Genomic DNA, 7,468 nt, shown 5'->3' with positions numbered 1-7,468 from the left:
TGGATTTTGGGGACATGAGAATAATTCAGAACAATTGATCGGAGATTTTAATGGAGATGGTAAAGATGACATTGTTAATTTACAATCTGATGGCACTTCTAATAATTGGATTGCCTTATCTAATGGAGATGGTAGTTTTAAATTTCTCAATTCTTCCCAAGGATTAACAGCAGGATATTGGGGAAATGAAAATAACTCAGAACAATTAATAGGTGACTTTAATGGGGATGGCTTAGATGACATTGTTAACTTACAATCTGATGGCAATTCTAATAATTGGGTTGCGTTAACTAATAACCGAAAAGCAGAAGCAGAAAACATTCTCCTTAACAAATACTTCCCTGAACTCAACAACCCCACCACCCTCGCCACTCTCCAACAACAAATCAGCGACCAACAAACCCAATCCCAACAAGAAATCGACCAACTAAAAAACAGCATCAGCCAAAAACAAGCCGAAGCCGCCGCCTCCATCTCTCAAGCTGACTGGTATCAAGAAAAATCCGCCTTTTATTGGGAACAAAGCCGTAAACAAGGACCCACTTGGATCGAATACCGAGAATCTCGTGGATCTTGTGGACGCAGTGAAACCGTTACAATCACCCATGTTGACCATTATTGGATTATCTGGGATACCTACACCAAACAAGCCACCGCCCTCCGAGAACACGCCGCCCAACTCCTTAAAGGAGCCACAACCGATACATTAAATAAAGATACCACCACCACCATCCTCGACCAATGGAATAAAGCCAACGCCGTCGCCAATGAAGCCGCCCTCAGCCAAAGCGAATTTATCCACCTCCTGCAACAACTGGAAGCAGAAAGAAAACTCAGCGAAGACAAAATCGCCCAAATAAGTGACTGGGAAAAACTCCTCCCCATCCTGCAAAACCAACTGCAAATAGCCACCCAAGATGCAGCCACCGCCACCGCCAATATTCAAAAAGAAACCGGCGAATACCAAACCAGTAAAGACAACTACCTAACCGCCCTCAACAGCGTCCTACAAAAACGCGCCGAACTGCAAACCCAAACTCAACTCCTGCAACAAGACATCACCGCCGCGAAAAACTGGGCAATTCAACAAACCATCTACCTCGCTGACGAACTCACCCAAACCCAAACCCTCATCACTCAACTGCAAACCCAGCGGGATTTGATCCCCCCAACCTCCCTTGATAATGGGGGCGACGAAAACCTCACCAAAAAAGCCCAATTAGACCAATCCATCCAACTCCTCACCCAAAAACAAACCGTCCTCACCGCCCAACAAGCCACCCTCACCCAAAAACAGACCCTCCTCTCAACCCAAGAACAGGTACTCCTCACCGAGTATCAACTCCTCGATGCGACCCTCGCCAGCCCCGACAAAGACACCAGCACCCTCGAACAACAACTCACAGATACCAGGAAAACCCTCGCCGAAGTCCAAAAACTCGCCGAACAAGCCGAAGCCAGTAGCCAAGCTTTAACCGCAGTGATGGATGACCTGCAAGCCTCTCTCCTGCTGCAAAACGACAAATACCTCTCCGCCATCAAAGATAAACAACAGGGACTGAAAAAACTCCTAGAAGCCACTGAACTCGAAAAAAATTATACCCTCCAAGCCACTACTAAACGCCAAGAATTAAACAGCTTTGAAAGCCAACTTCTCACCATCCTCAAACAGGCAAATGATGCTGGAAGCCAAGAAGCCGCCCAACTTCTGGAAGTTGCCAACGCCAACAATATGGCTACTGCCGCCGAACTTTATTACAAAGATTATCGAGATTTAGCCAACGATAAAGGTGGCGGTTGTTCAGGAGGAATTGCCCGACCCGAAGATTTAATCTTAGCCGATAAATACTATGCCGAAATGCAGCAATATCGGCAACTGCAACAACAGGCGCAACAACAAGCCAGCCAATTTACCGCCCTTCGTCAAGCTGCCGAAAGTCAAATTACTCTCTTAGAAGGACAAAAAACCCTCGCCACCCAAGAATTGGCCCAACTTCAACAAAGTATTGGCAACTCTCAAGAAGCAATTGAGGCCCATAAACAAGAAATCGCCGTTGCTGAATTTCGTATTGATGCCCTTTCCCAACTGAAAGACTGGACAAATCAAACCTTATTACAAGTTCTTTCCGTTGAAAAATTCAACTTAGCACAGGCACAATTAGAACAAGAAATCGCCGAAAAACGCAGTCAATTAATTGATGATGCGGTGGCAGCCCAGTTAGAAAAACAACGATTAGATATTCAACGCGATCGTCAAATTGCCGTCACCAAACTGGAACAATTAAACCAACTTAACACCGAAGAAGCCCTCCAGCAAGCGATTAACAACCTCCGCACCGACTTAGGGATTAACCCGATTGCCAATATCATCACCCAAGCTGACTATAAAGGACAACTCGCTGGCATCTTAGCCGATTTAGATGCCCTCAAACAAAAACAGCCCAGCTTACCTGCTGAATTGCAGAGCATATTAACAGCAACTCGTCAAGATATTCATGCTGCTTTACAGGGGAAAGAAGCCGCAACGATTCAGGATAATTTACTGAAAACGGTTGATGGTTTAATTGAGCAGAATAATAAACTTAACACTGAAATTGCCAAATTAGACCAAGAAGAGCAGCAATATTTAGTCCTTCTGAAACAATCAGAAACCGACCTCAAGGGAGCCAGTAAAGCTCTTTATGAGGAGATTCAGAAAACAGGGGTATTAACTCAAGAAAAAGAGTTGCTCAGTCAGCAGAATTTAGAGATACTTTATAAGGTTGGCTATGCTCAAGGTGCAGTTGATTTATCCGATGATTTAGCGCGACAATCTCAACAGCTTTTAAGTCAGATTATTGAGGGGCGAATTAAAGAACGCAAAGTCAGAAAGAAAGCCTTTGTTAATGAAGTTTTAGGGACTGCAACGCTTGTTATTTCGTTAGTATCAGCCGTTTTTACCGTAGGGGCATCCTTAGCCGTTAATATTGCAACAGCAGGATTATCCGGCGCAGCAGCTACCGCAGCAGCAGCCAGCGCAACTGTTCTTGGTGTATCAGTTGGCACAATTACTTCTATTGCTACTACATTAAGCCTTATTAGTAGTTCTCTTAGTGCTGTTCAATCAGCCTATAATGGAGACTGGGCGGGTGCAGTTTTCCATGCAGCAATGGCTTTTGCCAGCTACGAAATTAGCGATATTAATAGCGAACTAGCGAAGAATCCTCAAGTTATTGAAACCACCAAGGCAATTGATGTTGCCAAAGAAGCAAAAGATTTGAGCTTAGTTGGTGAATTAACCCAGAAATTAGAACTCTTAAAATATGAGTTATCACCCAATCTACTCAACCTAACCAGATTCCAAACAGTCGCCCAAGGTGCTTACTCATCCTATCAGTACGCCAAAACAGGAGATACTACTCTCGCCTTATTATCTGGGGTTCAATCATTAGCTAATGCCGCATCTCTTGGCATTAAAGACATCACAAAATTAAATCAAGCTTCTGATATTCAAAAATTCTTTATTACAGCAGGACAAGTCTCTCTGGTAACAGCCCAAGGTATCAAAGCAATTGAAAATGGCAACTGGTTAGATGCGGCTAATGCAATCGGTAAGATTGCCGGACAAATTGACAAAAACTTTGCGTTAGGATTAGGGGAAGCTGGGAAAAAAGAACTAATAGATTTGACGGGATTAAAATGGGAAGAAATTCAAGACTTTGGGAAATTAAGTTCAGCCTTATATCAAACTATCGACAATAAAGACTGGATTAAAGCCATTCAAACAGCTGGTAAAGCAATTAACCTTGTGGATGATAGTTTATTAGGGGTTGATTTAGGAACCGAAGCCCATAAATCTATTAAAGATTTAACGGGGTTTGAATGGGAAGAAGTCGAAACTATCATTCAATCGGGAGTTAAGCTGGAAATTGCTGTCAGAGAACGTAATTTGCAAGCAATTACTCAATCTGTAAAAAGCATTGTAAATGTCTGGGTTACTGATGATAAACTCAAAATTGAGGCACAAAAAGTTACAGGACTTTCTTGGGAAGAAATCCAACGAATTACCCAGACAGGAGAAGCCATTACTAAAGCCATTGAAAAAGGAGATACAGCAGCTTGGATTAAATCCAGTAATGAACTTCTGGGCATTTGGCAAGGTAATCAAACCCTCCAAAACTTCTTAAAAACTAACCTGAATTTAGACTGGAAAGATTTCCAGCAAGTTGTTAAAGCAGGTCAATCTATTGCCATAGCTACTGATAAGCAAAGCGTTGAACAATGGGGACAATCTCTCAAAGAAGTTCTCAATATTTGGTATGATGACGATACGCTTAAGAACAAATTAACAACTGTATCTGGACTTTCTTGGGAACAAATTCAAAAGACAGAGGAAACCATTTCAACCCTTAATAAAGCCTACGAACAAGGTAATACTTTAGCTTGGATAGAAGCTAGTAACAAAATCCTGAAACTTTGGGAAACAGATCAAACCTTAGCCAATAAAATTAAAGTCAATACAGGCTTAGATTGGCAAGATTTTGAGAAGATTGTTAAAGCTGGACAAGCTACTGCGATCGCTGTTGACAGTGAAAAGTTAAAAGATTGGGGACAAGCGATCAGAAAAGTCGCTAATATTTGGGCTGATGATGCCACATTAAAAAGCAAAATTGAACAAGCAACGGGACTAACTTGGTCACAATTAAATAAATTAGAAAACACTGTTCAGGAACTAGATAAAGCTAGTCAAAATAACAATACCCAATCTTGGATTACTGCCAGTGATAATATTTTAACAATCTGGAAAACCGATCCTAGTTTTGCCAAAAAACTCAAAGAAGTTACCAGTTTAGACTTTACCGACTTAGAAAAAATCGTCAAAGCAGGTCAAGCTTCTGCAACAGCGATTGACAGTCAAGAACTCGCTAAATGGGGACAAGCCATCAGACGAGTGGCTAATATTTGGGTAGATGATAATACCCTAAAATCTACAGCAGAAGACCTCACAGGTTTATCTTGGGAGAAACTTCAAAAACTCGACAAAACCGTACAGGCAATTAATAATGCGATAAACAAAGATACAACCCAAGACTGGATAAATGCCAGTGATGCAATTCTGAAAATTTGGCAAGATGATCCTACTTTAACCCAAAAACTCAAAACCTATACTAATTTGAATTGGCAAGATATAGAAAATATAGTAAAAGCCGGTCAAGAAATAGCTAAAGCCGTTGATCAACAAACACTAGCACAATGGGGAAATGCCATTAAGAGTGCTGTTAATATTTGGGTAGATGATAATACTCTAAAATCTCAAGCTGAAAAAGCAACTGGACTTACTTGGGTACAATTAGAAAATCTTGCCCGTACCAATCGATTAATTAAACAAGCCATTGACACCAATGACTTAGAAACATGGAAAAAATCAACCGATGAAATTCTCAATATTTGGAAAGAAGATAAAGTATTAACTCAGAAACTTAAAGAAAAAGCAGGAATTGAATGGAAAGATATTGAATATATTATCAAATCTGGTCAAGCGATCGCAACCGCATCTCAAGATACAACTCTAGAGAATTTAACAGCAGCTATTGAACAGATCGTATCTATTGGCGATCAAGATCCTCAACTTAAAGAGAAAATCAGAAGTATTTTTGAACTGGAATGGCAAAAACTAGAAGCAATTAGTCAAAAAAATCAACAAATACAAGCAGACTTAGCCCAACAGCAACAAGAAAACTGGGTTACAACCAATCAGAAATTGATCAACATCTTGGAGAAGAATGATGCTCTTATTCAAGAAAATCTTGCTCCCATTATCATTAACCCCATTCCCAATCAAACAGCAACCACTAATAAATTATTCACTTTCACTGTTTCTGAAACCACTTTCACAGACATAGATAAAAACGATTTTCTAACTTATTCAGCAACAGATGTGAATGGTAATTCCCTACCTAAATGGTTATCTTTTGATCCCAAGACAACAACTTTTAGTGGAACTTCTAAGGATACAACAAGCTCTAGTCTCGATATTAAGCTTGAAGTAAAAGATACTAAAGGATTGTCTTCCAGTAACGTTTTTACGCTTACCATTAATGCCATGACTGGAGGAGATGGCAACGATCTCCTTAATGGTAGTGCAGGAGATGATACCCTCAATGGGAATGCAGGCGATGACACCCTCAACGGCGGTAATGGAGATGACCTCCTTAACGGACAAGAAGGGAAAGATAGTCTCAATGGTAATAGCGGAAATGACACTCTTAACGGAGGCGATGACAACGATATTCTTAGTGGCGGTGAAGGTAACGACTCCCTCAATGGTAGTCCGGGAGATGATAGCCTCAATGGCGATATTGGTAACGACATCCTTAACGGTGGCGATGGCAATGATACCCTCAATGGTGGGGATGGGGATGATACACTTAATGGGGGTAACGACAGCGATCGCCTGTTCGGTGGTATTGGTCAAGACTCCCTCAATGGTGGATTAGGGAACGATAGTATCGATGGTGGGGAAGGCCAAGATACCCTTACTGGTAGCAATGGTAACGACAGTATTAATGGCGGCTTAGGTGATGATAATCTGGATGGCGGTAGTGACAATGACACTCTTAATGGTGGAGAAGGTAACGACACCCTTAATGGTGCAGGCGGAATTGATACCCTCATCGGTGGTTTAGGAAATGATACTTATCAAATTGATACCACCACCGATACGATTACGGAAAATGCCAACCAAGGGACAGATACTGTTCAATCTTCTGTAACTTACACCCTGGGAAATAACCTAGAAAACCTCACGTTGACCGGGACTACAAATATTAATGGGACAGGTAACACATTAAATAACATTATCACTGGTAATAGTGGTAACAATATCCTTAATGGTGCAACAGGAATTGATACCCTCATCGGTGGGTTAGGGAATGATACCCTAACAGGGGGTGCAGGTGGCGATCGCTTCACCTTCAACAACCGCAATGAAGGGATTGATACGATTACTGATTTTCTCTCCAGTCAGGGGGATAAAATTGCTGTCTCTGCTGCGGGTTTTGGCGGTGGTTTAGCTGCAGGAGTTTCCATTACAGCCGCTCAATTCGTGTTAGGAACAACTGCATTAAATGCCAGCAATCGCTTTATTTATAACATAATTAATGGGGTTCTTTCCTTCGATGCTGATGGGACAAACATATTAGTACCTGTTCAAATTGCAACTCTTAGTTCTAAACCCACTCTTACCGCCTCTGATATACTTGTATTAGTTTAATCTTAATACAGCTTGTAGGGTGCGTTAGACGGCCAAAAATTGCTGCTTTGACTGGAAGGTGACAATCCGTCGTAACGCACCACCTATCATCGACTGTGATTGTGTGATGGACTATGATTGAAGTAACGCACCACCTATCATCGACTAAGTAGCTGGTTACAATTAAAGATAAAATACAAAGAATCAGAAGCCTGTCCCACTATCTAAGTGGGTAGA

Annotated in this window: 1 protein-coding gene; it reads left to right on the top strand. The window is 41.5% G+C overall.

Annotated features, from left to right (window positions below):
- Positions 1-34: 34 nt before the first annotated feature.
- Positions 35-7,252 carry a putative Ig domain-containing protein gene (locus IM515_RS03165; protein ID WP_287633177.1) on the top strand — a complete coding sequence of 2,406 codons (7,218 nt, stop codon included), beginning with the start codon at positions 35-37 and terminating at the stop codon, positions 7,250-7,252.
- Positions 7,253-7,468: the final 216 nt, after the last annotated feature.

Origin of the sequence: Microcystis sp. M44BS1 (assembly GCF_020244875.1) — a bacterium.
In the GTDB taxonomy this organism is placed as follows: Bacteria; Cyanobacteriota; Cyanobacteriia; order Cyanobacteriales; family Microcystaceae; genus Microcystis; species Microcystis panniformis.
The sequence above is the reverse complement of the archived record's forward strand: the minus strand, read 5'-3'. Positions and strand labels throughout refer to the sequence as shown.